The 14528-nt window shown below is 69.4% G+C and carries 16 protein-coding genes and 1 pseudogene; 12 read left to right on the top strand and 5 right to left on the bottom strand.

The window, feature by feature from the left end; genetic code table 11:
- The first annotated feature begins 2 nt into the window (after positions 1-2).
- The 11 genes from AB0I88_RS12845 to AB0I88_RS12795 all read left to right on the top strand — a co-directional run bounded on the left by AB0I88_RS12845 (position 3) and on the right by AB0I88_RS12795 (position 10086).
- On the top strand, positions 3-635 hold the full coding sequence (locus tag AB0I88_RS12845) for an alpha-ketoglutarate-dependent dioxygenase AlkB (RefSeq protein ID WP_361022134.1): 633 nt from the start codon (positions 3-5) through the stop codon (positions 633-635).
- Positions 636-749: 114 nt separating this feature from the next.
- Positions 750-1457, top strand: coding sequence for an ABC transporter ATP-binding protein (locus tag AB0I88_RS12840; RefSeq protein ID WP_361022131.1), 708 nt, complete (start codon positions 750-752; stop codon positions 1455-1457).
- Between the two features lie 216 nt (positions 1458-1673).
- Positions 1674-2393 (top strand): ABC transporter ATP-binding protein, encoded by a 720-nt coding sequence (locus AB0I88_RS12835; protein WP_361022128.1) that lies wholly within the window; start codon positions 1674-1676, stop codon positions 2391-2393.
- Between the two features lie 2 nt (positions 2394-2395).
- Positions 2396-3274 carry a branched-chain amino acid ABC transporter permease gene (locus AB0I88_RS12830; protein ID WP_361022125.1) on the top strand — a complete coding sequence of 293 codons (879 nt, stop codon included), beginning with the start codon at positions 2396-2398 and terminating at the stop codon, positions 3272-3274.
- 85 nt (positions 3275-3359) lie between these two features.
- On the top strand, positions 3360-4394 hold the full coding sequence (locus AB0I88_RS12825; RefSeq protein ID WP_361022122.1) for a branched-chain amino acid ABC transporter permease: 1035 nt from the start codon (positions 3360-3362) through the stop codon (positions 4392-4394).
- Positions 4391-5656 carry an ABC transporter substrate-binding protein gene (locus AB0I88_RS12820; protein ID WP_361022119.1) on the top strand — a complete coding sequence of 422 codons (1266 nt, stop codon included), beginning with the start codon at positions 4391-4393 and terminating at the stop codon, positions 5654-5656. Before AB0I88_RS12825 ends, AB0I88_RS12820 begins: the two co-directional genes overlap by 4 nt.
- Positions 5657-5702: 46 nt before the next feature.
- Positions 5703-6446 (top strand): SDR family oxidoreductase, encoded by a 744-nt coding sequence (locus AB0I88_RS12815; RefSeq protein ID WP_361022116.1) that lies wholly within the window; start codon positions 5703-5705, stop codon positions 6444-6446.
- Positions 6443-7225, top strand: coding sequence for an SDR family oxidoreductase (locus tag AB0I88_RS12810; protein WP_361022113.1), 783 nt, complete (start codon positions 6443-6445; stop codon positions 7223-7225). The genes AB0I88_RS12815 and AB0I88_RS12810 overlap by 4 nt, the downstream gene beginning before the upstream one ends.
- A gap of 82 nt (positions 7226-7307) precedes the next feature.
- Positions 7308-8285, top strand: coding sequence for a phosphotransferase family protein (locus tag AB0I88_RS12805; RefSeq protein ID WP_361022109.1), 978 nt, complete (start codon positions 7308-7310; stop codon positions 8283-8285).
- Positions 8285-9490, top strand: coding sequence for an acyl-CoA dehydrogenase family protein (locus AB0I88_RS12800; protein WP_361022106.1), 1206 nt, complete (start codon positions 8285-8287; stop codon positions 9488-9490). Before AB0I88_RS12805 ends, AB0I88_RS12800 begins: the two co-directional genes overlap by 1 nt.
- Positions 9487-10086, top strand: a complete 600-nt coding sequence (locus AB0I88_RS12795) for a TetR/AcrR family transcriptional regulator (RefSeq protein WP_361022103.1) — start codon at positions 9487-9489, stop codon at positions 10084-10086. The genes AB0I88_RS12800 and AB0I88_RS12795 overlap by 4 nt, the downstream gene beginning before the upstream one ends.
- Positions 10087-10192: 106 nt before the next feature.
- On the opposite strand, the gene AB0I88_RS12790 is transcribed toward AB0I88_RS12795, so the two are convergent.
- On the bottom strand, positions 10193-10609 hold the full coding sequence (locus AB0I88_RS12790) for a PIN domain nuclease (protein ID WP_361022100.1): 417 nt from the start codon (positions 10607-10609) through the stop codon (positions 10193-10195).
- The gene (locus tag AB0I88_RS12785; protein ID WP_361022097.1) at positions 10600-10821 is read right to left on the bottom strand and encodes a hypothetical protein; all 222 of its coding nucleotides are present in this window, start codon (positions 10819-10821) and stop codon (positions 10600-10602) included. The genes AB0I88_RS12790 and AB0I88_RS12785 overlap by 10 nt, the downstream gene beginning before the upstream one ends.
- Before the next feature lie 128 nt (positions 10822-10949).
- Between AB0I88_RS12785 and AB0I88_RS12780 the strand changes: the two are divergent.
- Positions 10950-11108 (top strand): annotated as a pseudogene (locus tag AB0I88_RS12780) (hypothetical protein); the annotation flags it as partial.
- A 49-nt stretch (positions 11109-11157) separates the two neighbouring features.
- Here AB0I88_RS12780 and AB0I88_RS12775 read toward each other — a convergent pair.
- The 3 genes from AB0I88_RS12775 to AB0I88_RS12765 all read right to left on the bottom strand — a co-directional run bounded on the left by AB0I88_RS12775 (position 11158) and on the right by AB0I88_RS12765 (position 14432).
- Positions 11158-12246, bottom strand: coding sequence for an alcohol dehydrogenase catalytic domain-containing protein (locus tag AB0I88_RS12775; RefSeq protein ID WP_361022094.1), 1089 nt, complete (start codon positions 12244-12246; stop codon positions 11158-11160).
- A gap of 150 nt (positions 12247-12396) precedes the next feature.
- The gene (locus AB0I88_RS12770) at positions 12397-13806 is read right to left on the bottom strand and encodes an aldehyde dehydrogenase family protein (protein ID WP_361022091.1); all 1410 of its coding nucleotides are present in this window, start codon (positions 13804-13806) and stop codon (positions 12397-12399) included.
- Entirely contained in the window at positions 13803-14432 is a 630-nt protein-coding gene (locus AB0I88_RS12765; protein ID WP_361022088.1) for a TetR/AcrR family transcriptional regulator, read from the bottom strand. Before AB0I88_RS12765 ends, AB0I88_RS12770 begins: the two co-directional genes overlap by 4 nt.
- Positions 14433-14528 lie beyond the last annotated feature (96 nt).

The following is a 14528-nucleotide window of genomic DNA, read 5'->3' as shown; positions in this document are numbered from 1 at the left end:
GCATGACCAGCGCCTACCAGCCTTCGATGCTCGACCTGCTGTCCGGTTCGGCCGCGGTCGAGCCGCTGACCGGCCGCCTCCACCGCCATCACCTCACCGCCGGCGCCTGGATCGATGTCCTGCCCGGCTGGCTGCACGGCTCCGACGCCGTGTTCGAGACGCTGCTCGGCATCGACTGGCGTGCCGAGCGGCGGCGGATGTTCGACGACGTCGTCGATGTCCCCCGGCTTCTCCGCTGGTTCCCGGCGGAGGAGCCGCTGCCCCATCCGGCGCTGACCGCCGCCCGCACCGAGCTGAACCGGCATTACGCCGATGATCTGGGCGAGGAGTTCATGACCGCCGGGATGTGCCTCTACCGCGACGGCCGCGACAGCGTGGCCTGGCACGGTGACACCATCGGCCGTTCCGCCACGCAGGACACGATGGTCGCGATCGTCTCGTTCGGCTCCCCACGAAACCTGCTGCTGCGACCACGCGCGGGCGGGCACGAGACGCTGCGTTTCCCGCTCGGGCACGGCGATCTGATCGTGATGGGCGGGTCCTGTCAGCGCACTTGGGAGCACGCCGTCCCGAAGACCACGAAGGCGGTCGGATCGCGGATCAGCGTCCAGTTCCGCCCTGCCGGCGTCGCCTGAGGTAACAGGGTTATCGCAAGTGGTTGACGAGTCGGCCGAGAAAGTTACACTCCAAGTGTAAATAGTTGATGCTCCATCTCCACCTAGGATCTCCACCGGTCCGGCGAGGCGGCCATGTCAACAGATCCCCCGCTCAAGGAGCTCGCGCTCCACAACATCACGGTCCGCTTCGGCGGCCTGACCGCACTCGAGGACGTCTCCCTGCGCGTGGCGCCGGGGCGGATCGTAGGCGTCATCGGGCCGAACGGCGCAGGCAAAACCACCCTTTTCAACGTCATCTGCGGTTTTGTGAACCCGACCACCGGGTCACTCACGCTCGACGGGCAGCCCTGGCGGCCCCGGCCGCACCAACTGAACCGTCTCGGCATCGCGCGTACCCTCCAGGGAGTCGGCCAGTTCGCCGGCATGACCGTCCTGGAGAACGTGATGGTCGGCGCCCGCAACCGGCACGCCGAGCAGGAGGCGCTCACCGCCCTGGAGCGGTGTGGTGTCGCCCGTTACGCGGCCGCCCATCCCGGCGCGCTGCCGTATGCGATTCGTAAACGCATCGAGCTGGCACGGGCACTGGTCGCCAAGCCACGCATCCTGATGCTCGACGAGCCGGCCGGCGGGCTGGACTCGGATGAGATCCGCTGGCTCGGCAACCTGATCAAAGAGGTCGGCACCACCGTCCTGCTGGTGGAACACCACATGGACCTGGTGATGTCGGTCTGCGACGAGATCCTCGTGCTCGACTTCGGCAAGCCGATCGCGCTCGGGAGCCCCGGCGAGATCAGCGAGAACCCTCGGGTCACCGAGGCCTATCTCGGCGCTCCGGCCTGACCCCGGGCCGCCGTTCCCTCCTCGGTCTGACGGCCCGGGCTCGCTGACCTATTTCCGCACCATCAGCTTTCCGCACCATCGAGGCCGGACCGGCCTCCCATTTCGCATATCCGGAAAGCCGGGCATCAACCGGCTCTCCTCGGCATACCCACCGAGCGGCCCCGAAGGAGGAGCGCCGATGATCACCCGTCCCCCGGCACCGGCCGGAGACACCCCATGAGCGGGGCGTTACTACAGGTCGAAGGCCTGACCGCCGGGTACGGCGCGGCGCCGGTGCTGCACGACGTCGGCCTCACCGTCCAGCCGGGAGAGATCGTCGCCGTGCTCGGGGCGAACGGCGCGGGGAAGACCACTTTGCTGCGCACCCTCTCGGGCCTGGTTCGCACCACGCGTGGCCGGGTCGTCTTCGACGGCGCGGAGCTTTCCGGCACCAAAGTGGAGCACCTGGTGCGGAGAGGCATCGCCCACGTCCCGGAGGGGCGCGGCGTGGTCACCGAGTTGACCGTGGACGAGAACCTCCGGCTCGGCGGCCTGTGGCGGCGCGACCGGGCGGACAGCCGGAAGGCGCTCGACGAGGTCTACGAACTGTTCCCCCCGCTGGCGCAGCGCCGGACCTTCGCCGGCCACCAACTGTCCGGTGGCGAACGGCAGATGCTGGCCCTGGGCCGGGCGCTGGTCGGGCGGCCGAGGCTGCTGCTGCTCGACGAGCCGTCGCTGGGCCTCGCTCCGAAGGTGACCGGGCAGATCATGGCGCTCCTGCGTGACCTGCGGGAACGCACCGGACTCGCGGTGCTGCTGGTCGAACAGAACGTGCGCAGCGCGCTGTCCATCGCCGACGAGGGCGTGGTGCTCGCGCTGGGCCGGGTGGTCGCTCGCAACAAGGCGTCGGTGTTGCGCGACGACGCTGATCTCCGTCACGCCTATCTGGGGTTCTAGCGATGGACCGATTCGTATATCTGACCTTCGACGGGCTCAGCCGCGGGCTGGTCTACGCCGCGTTCGCGCTGGCTCTGGTGCTGATCTGGCGGGCCGCCCGGATCGTCAACTTCGCACAGGGCGCGATGGCGGTCGCCGCGGTGTACGTGGCCTATTCGGTGACGAACGCGACCGGGTCGTACTGGCTCGGGTTCGTGGTGGCTCTGCTGGCCGGGCTGGTGCTCGGTGTCACCGTCGAACGGGTGGTGATGCGGTTCGTCGACCACTCGTCACCGCTCAACGGGGTGGTGGTGGCGCTGGGCCTGGTCCTGATCATCCAGGGCACGCTCGGCATCATCTACGGCAACGAGTACCTGCCGGTGGAGACACCGTTCAGCCGGGACGCGTTCGAGGTGGGCGGGATCGCGATGCTGTCGCGGTACGACCTGTTCGTCTTCGCCGCGGTGGGCACGGTGGTCGTCCTTCTCTCGCTTCTCTTCACCCGTACGGCGATCGGTCTGCGGATGCGGGCAGCGGCCTTCGCTCCGGACGTGTCCCGCCTGCTCGGCGTCTCGGTGGGCGGCATGTTGACGCTCGGCTGGGCGCTGGCGGCGGCGGTCGGATCGCTCGCCGGGATGCTGGTCGTCCCCACCGAACTGGGCGTGCATCCGACCGCCATGGACGTCGTCTTCGTGTCGGCGTTCACGGCAGCGGTGGTCGGCGGTCTGGACAGCCCGATCGGCGCGGTCATCGGCGGCCTGGTCGTGGGGCTGCTGCTGTCGTATGTCAGCGGATACATCGACGTCACCGTCGCCCCGATGGCGATCCTCACCCTGCTCGTGGTGGTCCTGCTCGGCAAGCCGGGCGGATTGTTCTCCAGCTCGAAAGCGAGGGTGGCATGACCGACTGCACCGAGCGGCACCCGGCTGCGCCCCACCACCAACCTCACAGGCGAGGGCCGGGAGGGCATGCCCAGGGAGGGACAGCATGACGGAGGTACAGCAGAAGGCGAACGCGGCGCCCGTACCGGATGTGGGGTTGAGCGTGCCGAAGCGCCGGCGGCGCGTGCACCCGGCTCTGGTGATCGTGGCCGGCGCGGTTCTGGTGGTGGCGCTGACCTACGTGCTGCCGCCGTTCCGGAACTATCAGCTCGCCACGGTGGGCGCCTACTTCTGCGTGACCGCCGGCTTGACCGTCCTCACCGGATTGAACGGCCAGTTGTCGCTGGGGCACGGCGCGTTGATGGCGACCGGCGCCTACACGCTGGCGCTGACCCAGAACAAGTGGGTGAACCTTCCGCTCAGCTTCGCCGTGGCGATTCTGGTGACGACGGTCGCGGGCGCGGTGATCGGTCTGGCCGCGGCCCGGCTGCGCGGTCCCTATCTGGCCGGTCTCACGTTGGCCGTGGCGATCGTCGTCCCGTCGGTGACCAGCACGTTCGACGAGACGTTCAACAGCGATCAGGGCCTGTCGGTGATCCTGAACCCGCCGCCGGAGACGATCCCGATGGAGCGCTGGCAGGCCTGGCTGTGCTGGGGCGCGGCGCTGATCGTGGTGCTGGTCCTGGCGCTGCTGATCCGTGGCCGGTTCGGGCGTGACCTGCGGGCGGTGCGCGACGACGAGACCGCCGCGAAGCTGGCCGGGATCAACATCGCCCGGACCCAGGTGCTGGCGTTCGTGGTGAGCGCCGTCTGCGCCGGTGTGGCCGGTTCCCTGTTCGCCGTGCTCGCGCAGAGCGTGTCGCCCGGCGCTTTCCCGCTGACGCTTTCCCTGTTCCTGGTCATGGCGATCGTGATCGGCGGGCTGGGGAGCCTGTTCGGCGCTCTGTGGGGCGCGGTTCTGCTGGTGCTTCTCCCCACGCTGGCCCAGTCCGTAGGCGAGCAGACCGGATCTCAGCAGCTCGAGGGCAACCTCGCGCTCGTCGTCTTCGGTGTGGTTCTCGTCGTCGTCATGCTCGCCGCCCCGGGCGGCCTCGCATCCATCCCATCCCGAATTTCACGTCTTATCAGGAGGAATCGATGAAACGTACGGCGACGGCGGCTCTGGCCGTCGTGCTGCTCGCCACCGCGGGCTGCACGAGCGATAGCGACGGCGGCGGTTCCAGCAGCGCGAGCGTGCCGGGCGTGACCGACACCGAGATCGTGGTCGGCACCCACATGCCGCTGACCGGTCCGGCCGCGGCCGGCTACTCGAAGATCGCGCCGGCCACCAAGGCGTACTTCGACTATGTGAACGCCAACGGCGGCGTGCACGGCCGGAAGATCAGCTACAAGGTCAAGGACGACGGCTACAACCCGGCCAACACCCAGACCGTGGTGCGTGAGCTGGTGCTCCAGGACAAGGTCTTCGCGATCCTGAACGGCCTGGGCACTCCGACGCACACCGGCGTGCTGGACTTCCTCAAGACGAACCGGGTGCCGGACCTCTTCGTGGCCAGCGGCAGCCGCAGCTGGAACCAGCCGGACAAGTACCCGGGCACTTTCGGCTTCAACCCGGACTACACGGTCGAGGGCAAGATCCTCGGCACGTATGTCAAGGAGAACCTGGCCGGCAAGAAGGCCTGCTTCCTGGGCCAGGACGACGATTTCGGCCGGGACAGCCTGGTCGGCATCGAGAAGATCCTCGGCCCGGTCGCGGCCAAGGAGAGCTACGTGACCAGCAATCCGAACGTGGGCCCGCAGATGGGCGCGCTGAAGGCGGCCGGCTGTGAGGTCGTGCTGCTGGCGACTGTGCCCGGTTTCACTGCCCTGTCGATCGGGACGGCTGCGAAGATTGCGTTCAAGCCGCAGTTCGTCGTCAGCAACGTCGGCGCCGACCCGACCACCGTCGGGAAGACGCTGGGTGCCGCCGCGCCCCTTATGGAGGGTCTGGTGGCAGCCAACTACCTGCCGCTGAACAACGATGACACCAATCCGTGGATCCAGCTGTTCAAGAAGGTGAACGCGGCGCACAACGGCAACGCCGAATTCGACAACAACGTCGTCTACGGCATGTCGGTCGGCTACCTGTTCGTCCAGGCGCTCCAGGCAGCGGGCAAGGACCTGACCCGCGACAAGATCGTCGAGGCCGTGCAGAAGAACGGCTTCCAGGGCCCCGGCCTGGTGCCGCTGCGCTTCTCCGCACAGGACCACTCGGGTTACGGCGGAGAGCAGCTCACCAAGATCCAGGGCGGCAAGGCGGTGTACTTCGGCACGCCGTACACGACTGACGACAAGGACGCTCCGGTCGCGCCGTACTCGGGCCAGGCAGCGACTCCGCCGCAGAACGGCGTACCGGCCCCGTAATATCTGCACTCACACTGCAATAACACGACTTCAGGAGGTTTGAGCGATGGCGGACCAGATAGCGATCGTGACCGGGGCAAGCCGCGGAATCGGGTTCGCCATCGCCCAGCGCTTCGTCGCCAAGGGAGCGAAAGTCGCGATCACCGGCCGTGACGCCGACGCCCTCGAGGCCGCCGTGAAAGAGCTCGGCGGCTCCGAGGTGGCGGTCGGTGTGGCGGGCAAGGGTGACGACCCGGCGCACCGGGCAGCCGTGGTCGACACGGTGCGGGAGCGGTTCGGGCCGATCACCACACTGATCAACAACATCGGGATCAACCCGGCGTACGGGCCGCTCGCCAGCCTCGACCTGAACGCCGCCCGCAAGATGGCCGAGGTCAACCTGATCGGCACGCTCGGCTGGGTCCAGGAGGCGCTGCGGGGCGGGCTCGCCGACGGTGGCTCGATCGTCAACATCTCCTCGGTCTCCGGTGTGCGGCCCGCACCCGGGATCGCCTTCTACGGCACCACCAAGGCGGCTCTGATCCACCTCACCGAAGAGCTCGCGGTCGAGTTGGCCCCGAAGATCCGGGTCAACGCGGTCGCGCCCGCGGTCGTGAAGACCCGGTTCGCCACCGCCCTCTACGAGGGGCGGGAGGCGGAGGTGGCGGCCACGTATCCGCTCAAGCGGCTCGGCGACACCGATGACGTGGCCGGCACCGTGGCATTCCTCTGTTCCCCGGAGGCGGGCTGGATCACCGGGCAGACCATCGTGATCGACGGCGGCCTCACCCTCACCGGGGCCGTCCAGTGAAACGCGTCGTGGTCACCGGCGCCGGCGGCGGGATCGGGGCGGCGCTGGCCCGCCGGTTCGCCGCGGACGGCGCCAAGGTCGTGGTCAATGACCTGAACGGTGACACCGCCCGTTCGGTCGCCGGTGAGATCGGCGGTCTCGCGGTTCCCGGCGACGCTGCCGACGAAGCCGACGTCCAGCATCTGATCGACACCGCCTGGAACGAGTTGGGCGGCATAGACCTGTTCTGCTCCAACGCCGGAGTGCTGTCGTCCGGTGACGAGACGACGCCGGACGCCCAGTGGCAGCGCGACTTCGGGGTCAACGTGATGTCGCACGTCTACGTGAGCCGGGCGCTGCTGCCGCGCTGGCTGGACAGCGGCGAGCCGAAACGACTGCTGATCACGGTGAGCGCGGCCGGGCTGTTGACCCTGCTGGGCAGTGCCACCTACTCGGTGACGAAGCACGCGGCACTGGCCTATGCCGAGTGGCTGCGGGCGACCTACGCCCATCGGGGTCTGATCGTGCAGGCGCTCTGCCCGCAGGGAGTGCGCACCGACATGCTGACCCGCGGCAACGATAGCGGCAGCGGGTCCGCGTCACTGCTCGCCGAGGGTGCGCTGGCCCCCGAGGCGGTCGCCGACCTGGTCGCCGGCTCGCTGGAGGGCGAGGGTTTCCTGATCCTCCCGCACCCCGAAGTCGAGGGTTACTACCGCTTGCGTGCGAGCGATCCGGACCGTTGGCTGGGTGGCATGAACAAACTTCAGCGCGGTTTTGAGCAGAAGGCGTCACAGGCATGATCGACTGCATGGAGCGGCACAGAGCGGTACCGGCCGGAGACTCCGCGGGCGAGGGCCGGGAGAGCATGTCAGGGCAGGCACAGTGAAGGGCCTGGACCTGGAGAGACTCCAGGCCTATCTGGACAGTCCGCCGCTCTCCGGGACGATGTTCGCGGGCGGCAGGTCGAACCTGACGTATGCGGTCACCGACGGCGTGAACCGATGGGTACTGCGCCGCCCACCGCTGGGGCACGTACTGCCCACCGCCCATGACATGGCCCGTGAGCACAAGGTTCTCGACGCGCTATCCAAGGCCGGCTTCCCGGTGCCGAAACCGGTGCTGCTCTGCACCGACACCGACGTGATCGGGGCGCCGTTCTACCTGATGGAGCACGTCGACGGCACCATCTACCGGGACGCGGCCGGCCTCTCCCCCGCCGAGTTCCGGGAGCTGACGTTCACGCTCGTCGACACGTTGGCCGACCTGCACGCCCTGGACCCGCAGGCGATCGGGCTGGGTGACTTCGGCAGGCCGGAGGGCTTCAACGCCCGGCAGGTGCGCCGCTGGAAGCAGCAGCTCGACGCGTCCCACAGCCGCGAGCTGTCCGGCATCGACGAACTGCACGCACGGCTCGCCACCGACATCCCGGACGGTGCCGGCACCGTGGTGCACGGCGACTTCCGGCTCGACAACGTGCTGGTCAGCGACAAGCTGACGGTGAACGCGGTGCTGGACTGGGAGATGTCCACACTGGGCGATCCGCTCAGCGACCTGGCGCTGATGCTGATCTACGCCGGGCGGCCGCTGCTGGAACGCGACGGCATGGCGGTGGCGCCGGTCGACATCCCGGGCCATCCCACCCTCGGCGAGATCTCCGCCCGGTACGCCGAACGGAGCAAACGGGACGTCAGCGACCTGCACTGGTATGTCGGCTTCGCCGCTTTCAAACTCGCCGTCATTCTCGAGGGCGTGCACTACCGCTACACCAAGGGACAGACGGTCGGTCCCGGCTTCGACACCGTCGGGGCGATGGTTCCCGCCCTGGTCGAGCAGGGCCACCGAGCGCTGGAAGGACACTGATGGACTTCGAGTACGACGCGAAGACCGAGGACTACCGCAAGAGACTGCTCGCCTTCATGGACGAGCACGTCTATCCCGCCGAGGCCGAGTTCCACTCCGACGGCGACGGCTGGGAGCCGCCCGCCGTCCTGGCGAGCCTCAAGGAGGCCGCCAAGGAGGCCGGGCTGTGGAACCTCTTCCTGCCCGGCGAGCACGGCGCCGGCCTGACGAACCTGCAGTACGCACCGCTCGCCGAGATCACCGGCCGTAGTCCCGCGGTGGCGCCGCCGGCGCTCAACTGCGCCGCCCCGGACACCGGCAACATGGAGGTGCTGGCCGAGTTCGGCACGCCCGAGCAGCAGGAACGCTGGCTCAAGCCTCTGCTGGCCGGGGAGATCCGGTCCGCCTTCGCGATGACCGAGCCGCAGGTCGCCTCGTCCGACGCCACCAACATCGGCACCCGGATCCAGCGGGACGGCGACGACTACGTCATCAACGGGCGCAAGTTCTACATCACCGGCGCGATGAACCCGAACTGCAAGATCTTCATCGTGATGGGCAAGACCGACCCGGACGCCGCCCGGCACGTGCAGCAGAGCCAGATCCTGGTGCCCCGGGACACCCCGGGCCTGACCGTCGAGCGCGGCATGACGGTCATGGGTTACACCGACGGCGACCACGGCGGTCACGCCGAACTGATCTTCGAGGACGTGCGGGTTCCGGCGTCGAACCTCATCGGCGTCGAGGGCGGCGGCTTCGCCATCTCCCAGGCGCGGCTCGGGCCCGGCCGGATCCACCACTGCATGCGGCTGATCGGCATGGCCGAGCGGGCGCTGGAGCTGATGTGCACCCGGGCTCTGTCGCGCACCACGTTCGGCAAGACCCTCGCCGAGCAGGGCGTCATCCAGGACTGGATCGCCGAGTCCCGGGTGCGGATCGAGCAGGCCCGCCTGCTGGTGCTCAAGGCCGCCTGGCTGATGGACACGGTCGGCAACAGGGGCGCGCACACCGAGATCCAGGCCATCAAGATCGTGGTGCCTTCCGCCGTGGAGTGGATCATCGACAAGGCGATCCAGACGTACGGTGCGGCCGGGCTCAGCCAGGACACCCCGCTCGCCGGCCTCTGGGCGAGTGCGCGCATGCTGAGACTGGCCGACGGGCCCGATGAGGTGCACAAGCGTTCCCTGGCCCACCGAGAACTGAAGCGTTACCGGAGTAATTCGTGACAACACCGCCCACCCGCGTCGATGGTCGCACCGCACGGTCCGAGCGGACCCGCAATGCGATCATCGACGCGCACCTCCGGTTGATCGGCGAAGGGGACATGCGCCCCACCGCCGACCGGGTGGCCAAGCTGGCCGGGGTGTCACTGCGCGCCCTGTGGAGCCACTTCGCCGACATGGAGGCGCTGATGACCGCTAGTGGTCAGCGTGTCCTGGAGCAGCGCGACGCGTCGTACCGGCCGATTCCGGCGGATCTTCCGCTGGCCGAACGGATCGAGGCGTTCAGTGAGCAGCGGGCCCGTCTCCTGGAGGAGATCGGGCCCGCCGCTCGGGCGTCCGCGCTCAAGGAGCCCTTCTCGGCCGGATTGCAGCGCTATCGCAAGTTGCACACCGCGCGGGTGCGTGATGAGTTGACCGCCACCTTCGCCCGCGAGATCGGCAACGACGAGGACCTGCTCAACGCGCTCACCGCGGTCAGCCTCTGGCCGACGTGGGCCTCGTGGCGTGAGGGCATGGAACTGTCGGTCGAGTCGGCCCGGTCCGCTCTGGCCCGCACGGTGTCCGCACTGATCAACCCGGCCACGGCGACCCGCTCCTGAGAGACACCACCGGCTGGCCGCGCCGACGCGCTCGTGAGCAACACCGCCGGTCGGCCCGGCCGGACCACCATGTGCGGTACGAACCGCCCGAGGCGGGTCGAATGGCTCAGCCGGACAGGGTTTCCACCGGCTGCCCGGTGATCGTGGCGATCAGATCGAAGTCTTTGTCCATCGCGAGCACCGTCAAACCCGCCTTCTCCGCGGTCGCCGCGATCAACAGGTCCGGAATGGGCGGGGCCCGGTGCTGACCACGGTCGGCGAGAATCATCTGTACTTCCAGGGCGCGATCCTCGATCGCGGGGGTCAGGTACTCGACGGGCATGTACGACAGCGGCGGCAGCGCGAACTGCCGGCGCCCCGCCTCCCCGGAACGGGCAGAGTAGCCGAGTTCGAGACGCGTGATCGTGGAGAGCCGGACCAGTCCGCGGCTGATCCGGGTGCTCCACCTGTCGCGACCGGCCACCTGCCCGGATTGCAGCCGGGCGTAGGCGGACTTGTCGATCAGCCAGCTGGTCACCGCCACGCGGAGTCCATGACGTCGGGATCGCTGAGATCCGCGAAGACCTCGGCGGATCGTTGCCAGTCATCCGCCGTCACCGTGCGCTCAGCGGAGGTGGCGCCTTCCTCGAATTTGCGGCGCAGGTACTCGTTACGGGACAGGCCGAGCCTCGCTGCCGCGGCGTCGATGCGGTCGACGGCTTCCTGGCTCAGGTCCCGGATGAGGATGTTCGGCACGGCGACCTCCGGCGTACAGGCAGTGATATCACGATATCAACCGGCGATGCCGCTCGATCCCCCGAACGGGTGAGCCGCGCGCTCATGGCCCACACGCCCGCCTCGGGCTGCTGCGCGGTTGCCCCCGCGTGACGAAAGGCCGCATTTCGCAGATCGAACAGGGCGAGGTCTCCACGGTCGAGGTCATCGCCCGCTACGTACAAGCACTGGGCGGCCGTCTGCAGATCTCCGCGGTCTTCGGTGACGATCACTACGTTCTGCGCAGCACCGAGCCCGACGCCGCTTGAAACGACGCGAGCCAGCCCCGGTCGGGGCCGGCTCGCATGCTGGGAACGGTCAGAGGAGAGCGACGGAGCGGGCGCCCTCGCCCCGGGACATGCGGTCGAAAGCGGCCGGGACCTCGGCCAGAGTGATCCGGTCGGTGATCAGGTGGTCGAGGTTGAGCTTGCCGTCGAGGACGTCACGGGCCAGGGCCGGGACCTCGATGTCGGTGTCGGCCTGCCCGTACACCGAGGCTTTGAGCGTGCGCGCCGACGAGAAGATGTCGAGGGCGGCCAGCTGGACCATGTCGTCGGCCGCGCCCATGCCGACGACTGTGACCTGGCCGCCGCGCCGGGTGGCGCGCCACGCGGCGCGGATGGTCGACGCCCGGCCGACGCATTCGATGGCGTGATCCGCGCCGAGTTTGCCGGTCAGGTCCCGGATGTCCTTGGACAGGCTGTCGGAGGAGACCACGAAATCGGTGGCGCCGGCCGCCTCGGCCAGGCCTTTCTTGGCCTCGGTGACGTCGACGGCGATCACCTTGCCGGCGCCGGCGGCGCGGGCCGCCGCGACCGCCGACAGGCCGACCCCGCCGAGGCCGATGACGAGCACCGTTTCGCCCGGCTTGACCCCGGCGGTGTTGCGGATCGCGCCGCTGCCGGTGAGCACCGCGCACCCGAGCAGGGCCGCGACCTCGAAGGGTAGTTCTCTCGGTACGGGGATGACGGCGTTCTCCGGCGCCACCACCTGTTCCGCGAAGGCGCCCAGTCCGAGGGTGACGTGGACCGGCGCCCCGTCGAGGGTGAGCCCGTTCTCCAGGGCCGCGACGCCGTGCGAGGTGGCGCACAGCCACGGCTCGCCGTGGTCGCAGTACCAGCAGTTCCGGCAGGCCGGCTGCCAGTTGAGGACGACGTGGTCGCCCACCTGGGCGCGGGTCACGTGTGCGCCGACCTCGACGACCTCGCCGGCCGCCTCGTGGCCGAGGACCAGCGGGTGCGGCGGGCGCAGCGTTCCGTTGATCATGGAGAGGTCGGAGTGGCAGACACCGGCCGCGCGCACCTTGATCCGCACCTGGCCGGGTCCGATCTCGGGCAGCCGCAGCTCGGCGAGCTGGGCCGGCGTGCCCGCGCCGCGGACCACCAGCCCGGTCATGTAATGGCTCATGCCGTCACCTCCGCTTTGTTCCGGTGCCGCCATGAGTTCGAGACTGAGCTGAATGATTCGCTCGCAAGCTCGCTCATGCCGCCACCTCCGCTTCGCTCCGGCGTCGGCATGAGTCCGACCCTGAGCCGACTGATTCGCTCGCAAGCTCGCTCATTGCTGGATCGCCTTCACCTGCTGGAATTCGGCCAGGCCGTACGCGCCCAGCTCACGGCCGATACCGGACTGTTTGTAGCCGCCGAACGGCGCGAACGGGTTGAACGCGCCGCCGTTGACGTCGACCGCCCCGGTGCGCAGCCGGCGTGCCACGGACAGGGCCCGCTCGTCGCTGCCCCAGACGGCGCCCGCCAGCCCGTACCTCGAATTGTTGGCGATCGCGACGGCCTCGTCGTCGGAGTCGAAGCCGATGATCGACAGCACCGGGCCGAAGATCTCCTCCTGGGCCAGCTCGCTGTCCGGGTCGACGTCGGCGAAGACGGTCGGCGCGACGAAGTGGCCGGCGGCCGGCACCGGCGCGTCCAGGCCGCCGGCGACGAGCCGGGCGGTGGCCCGTTCGATGAACCCGCGCACCCGCTCCTTCTGCCCGGCCGAGGCGAGCGGCCCGAGGCGGGTGGCCGCGTCGAACGGGTCGCCGAGGGTGTAGCCGGCGGCGGTCTTGGCGGCCAGTTCGACGGCCTCGTCGTAGTGGGAGCGGTGGACGAGCATGCGGGTCCACGCCGTACACGTCTGGCCGGAGTTGAGGAAGGCGTTGCCGACGCCGACCTTGACCGCCTTGACCAGGTCGGCGTCCTCCAGGATGACGTTGGCGGACTTGCCGCCGAGTTCGAGCGACACCCGGGCGATGCGGTCGGCGGCGGCGTGGCTGATGGCGCGGCCGGTCGCGGTGGAGCCGGTGAACGAGACCATGTCGATGGCCCGGTGCCCGGCGATGGCCGCGCCGACGACCGGGCCGGTGCCGCTGACCAGGTTGAACGCTCCGGGCGGCAGGTCCGCCTCGGCGGCCGCGTCGGCGAGCAGGAACGCCACCAGCGGGGTCATCTCGCTCGGCTTGAGCACGACCGTGTTCCCGGCCGCGAGGGCCGCGCCGACCTTGGCGATGACCTGGTGCAGCGGGTAGTTCCACGGGGTGATGGCGCCGACCACGCCGACCGGCTCGTGCACCACCAGGGAGTTGCCGATCGACTCCTCCGTCCATGGCCGGGCGGCGAGTTCGGCGTACCCGGCGAGGACGGTGAGCGGCAGGCCCGCCTGGACCGCCTTGGCGATCTTGAGCGGTGTGCCGAGTTCGAGGCCGACGGTCCGGGCGATCTCGTCGGCGCGGGCGGTGAGGGCCCGGTGCAGGCGCCCGAGGGCCGCGCCGCGTTCGGCGGACGGCAGGCCGGCCCACACGGGCAGGGCGGCGCGGGCCGCGGAGACGGCGAGGTCGACGTCCTCGGCCGTGCCGGCCGGCACGTGCCCGAACACCTCCTCGGTGTACGGGTTCTCCACTCCGATCCGTGCGCGCGAATCCGGTGGCACCCACGCGCCCCCGATGTAGAGCTGCTCACGGTGGACCGGCGTCATCGGCGTACCCCCTGGTCGTAGCGATCAGACAGGCTGGTGATCAGCAGATCCAGCCCGAGTTCGAAGGCGCCCTCGTCGACTGCGGCCCGGTGGGCGGCGAGTTCGTGGGCGCGGTGCAGGTGCGGATAGTGGTCGTACAGCTCCGGGTCGGCGTCGAAGCCGAGCGCGAAGGAGCCCAGCGCGGAGCCGGTGATCAGGTAACGCATCAGCGCGCCGATGTGGGTGGCCCGGGCCCGCGACCAGCCGGCTTCGATCAGCGCGCCGTAGACCGCCTCGGCCATGGCCAGGCCGGCCGGGCGGCGGCCGGGGCCGGTGGCCAGCACCGGCACGATGTTCGGGTGCGCGGCGAGGACCGCGTGGTACGACTTCGCCCACAGCCGCAGCCCCTCACGCCAGTCGTTGCCGCCGAAGACGGTGATGTCGACCTGCGCGACCACCGCCTCGGCGACCGCGTCGACGATCTCCGCCTTGGTGGCGAAGTGGTTGTAGAGCGACGGCCCCTGCACTCCCAGCTCGGTGGCGAGGCGCCGCATCGAGCACGCGTCCAGCCCTTCGGCGTCGATCAGAGCGGCCGCCGCCTCGACGATGCGCTCCTTGGTGAGCAGCGCCTGCCGGGGCCTGGCCATGAGAACTCCTGAGAAAACCGAAATCAACACTGGACGTGTAAAAACTTACGCCGCTAGTTTAAGCACAGCTGCGACGTACATCACTAAGGGAGATCA

The sequence above is a fragment of the Actinoplanes sp. NPDC049802 genome, assembly GCF_040656595.1.
GTDB lineage: Bacteria > Actinomycetota > Actinomycetes > Mycobacteriales > Micromonosporaceae > Actinoplanes.
Note: the sequence above shows the minus strand (reverse complement) of the source record. Positions and strands in the feature narration are given on the sequence as shown.

Excerpts from the sequence above, each read along its gene's own strand:
- AB0I88_RS12830 (WP_361022125.1), top strand. The coding sequence starts at position 2,396 with ATGGACCGATTCGTATATCTGACCTTCGACGGGCTCAGCCGCGGGCTG.
- AB0I88_RS12815 (WP_361022116.1), top strand. The coding sequence starts at position 5,703 with ATGGCGGACCAGATAGCGATCGTGACCGGGGCAAGCCGCGGAATCGGG.
- AB0I88_RS12845 (WP_361022134.1), top strand. The coding sequence starts at position 3 with ATGACCAGCGCCTACCAGCCTTCGATGCTCGACCTGCTGTCCGGTTCG.
- AB0I88_RS12765 (WP_361022088.1), bottom strand. The coding sequence starts at position 14,432 with ATGGCCAGGCCCCGGCAGGCGCTGCTCACCAAGGAGCGCATCGTCGAG.
- AB0I88_RS12820 (WP_361022119.1), top strand. The coding sequence starts at position 4,391 with ATGAAACGTACGGCGACGGCGGCTCTGGCCGTCGTGCTGCTCGCCACC.
- AB0I88_RS12800 (WP_361022106.1), top strand. The coding sequence starts at position 8,285 with ATGGACTTCGAGTACGACGCGAAGACCGAGGACTACCGCAAGAGACTG.
- AB0I88_RS12770 (WP_361022091.1), bottom strand. The coding sequence starts at position 13,806 with ATGACGCCGGTCCACCGTGAGCAGCTCTACATCGGGGGCGCGTGGGTG.
- AB0I88_RS12840 (WP_361022131.1), top strand. The coding sequence starts at position 750 with ATGTCAACAGATCCCCCGCTCAAGGAGCTCGCGCTCCACAACATCACG.
- AB0I88_RS12825 (WP_361022122.1), top strand. The coding sequence starts at position 3,360 with ATGACGGAGGTACAGCAGAAGGCGAACGCGGCGCCCGTACCGGATGTG.
- AB0I88_RS12835 (WP_361022128.1), top strand. The coding sequence starts at position 1,674 with ATGAGCGGGGCGTTACTACAGGTCGAAGGCCTGACCGCCGGGTACGGC.
- AB0I88_RS12775 (WP_361022094.1), bottom strand. The coding sequence starts at position 12,246 with ATGAGCCATTACATGACCGGGCTGGTGGTCCGCGGCGCGGGCACGCCG.